A 1,214-nucleotide genomic window follows, 5' to 3' on the forward strand; every position below is an offset into this window, starting at 1 on the left:
GGCCCTGGCCGTGCCGGTAGCGGCGTGCGGCGGCGGGGACGCGCCCGTCGCGCCGCTGCCCGTGCAACCGCCGGCCGCTGAGAGCCCCCGCTCCCCCGGCCCGCCGCCGGCCGCCCCGTCGACCGCCGCCCCGTCGACCGCCTCGCCGCCCGGACCGGGCACGCCCCGCACGCCGGCCGTCGTCCCGCCAACCCGGCGGCCACCGCCGGCCGCGCCCCCGACGACCGCCGCCGGGCGTACGCCGACCGCGACGCGGTCGCCGAGCGGGCTGCCCGGCACCTGCCACGGGGCGGTGCGCTACGACGTGGTACTGGCCGAGACCGAGCTGGCGCTGCTCACCTCGCTCTGCTTCGCCTCCGGCGGGGTGCTGCGGATCATCGGCATCGGCCCGGGCGAGGTGAGCGTGGACCGGGAGGACCTGGTCTCCCGCAGCTACGAGGGCGGGGTGGTCGACATCCGGTTCGTCCGCCCCGGCACCGTGGCCGTGCTGATCCCGCAGGGCGACACGACGCACACCGTCACCGTGGTGGTGCGGTGACCGGTGGGGCTCATCTGACCCGTACCCCGGCCAGCAGGGTGTCGACGAAGTCGGCCCGGCTGCCGGACGGGGGCGTGACCTGCACGTAGATCAGGCCGGCGCGGCCGGGCGCGAGCCCGGCGGCCTCGACGATCTCGGGTCGGCCCTTCTCGCAGGTGAACCGGGCCACCACCCAGTCCACGCCCCCCTGGCGGGTACGGCGTACCGGCGCGGCGGCACACGCCGTGTGCGAACGCTCGGCGACGAATCCCGCCGGGGTGGTCCGCGCGGCGATGCCGGCCGACAGCCCGACGAAGGCACCCGGCACGGTCGGGTCCGCCGCCCACCGGCGTGGGTCGGGCGACATCACCAGGGCCGGTTCGAGCCGGCCGTCGTCGCCGTACTGGCCGGCCCAGCCGGTGCCGGCGGCCCGCCATCCGGGCGGCAGCGCGACGGTGAGCGGCCCGCTCGTCCAGGTGCCGGCGTCCCGCCCGGCGATCGCGGCGTCGCCCGCCGTGGCACCGAGGGCGACCAACGCCGCGACGCCCAGCCCCACGACGCCGAACCGCCGCCGGCCCGCCGGCCGGTCCCCCACCCGCGCCGGCCCGCCCGACGATGCGCGGTGCGGCGCGGCGGTGCCCGGCTGCCCACCGTGCGGCGGCCCGATGGCCGGCCGGCCCGGCCCAGCACGGCCAGG

1 protein-coding gene and 1 pseudogene are annotated in these 1,214 nt (G+C 79.9%); one reads left to right on the forward strand and one right to left on the reverse strand.

Annotated features, from left to right (window positions below; translation table 11 throughout):
- A partial coding sequence (locus tag AB0G08_RS30155) for a hypothetical protein (RefSeq protein WP_358094374.1) occupies window positions 1-538 on the forward strand: 538 nt, incomplete at its 5' end.
- Between the two features lie 10 nt (window positions 539-548).
- On the opposite strand, the pseudogene AB0G08_RS30160 reads toward AB0G08_RS30155, so the two are convergent.
- Window positions 549-1,214 (reverse strand): annotated as a pseudogene (locus AB0G08_RS30160) (serine/threonine protein kinase); the annotation flags it as partial.

The organism is Micromonospora sp. NPDC023644 (genome assembly GCF_040640115.1).
Classification (GTDB): Bacteria; Actinomycetota; Actinomycetes; order Mycobacteriales; family Micromonosporaceae; genus Micromonospora.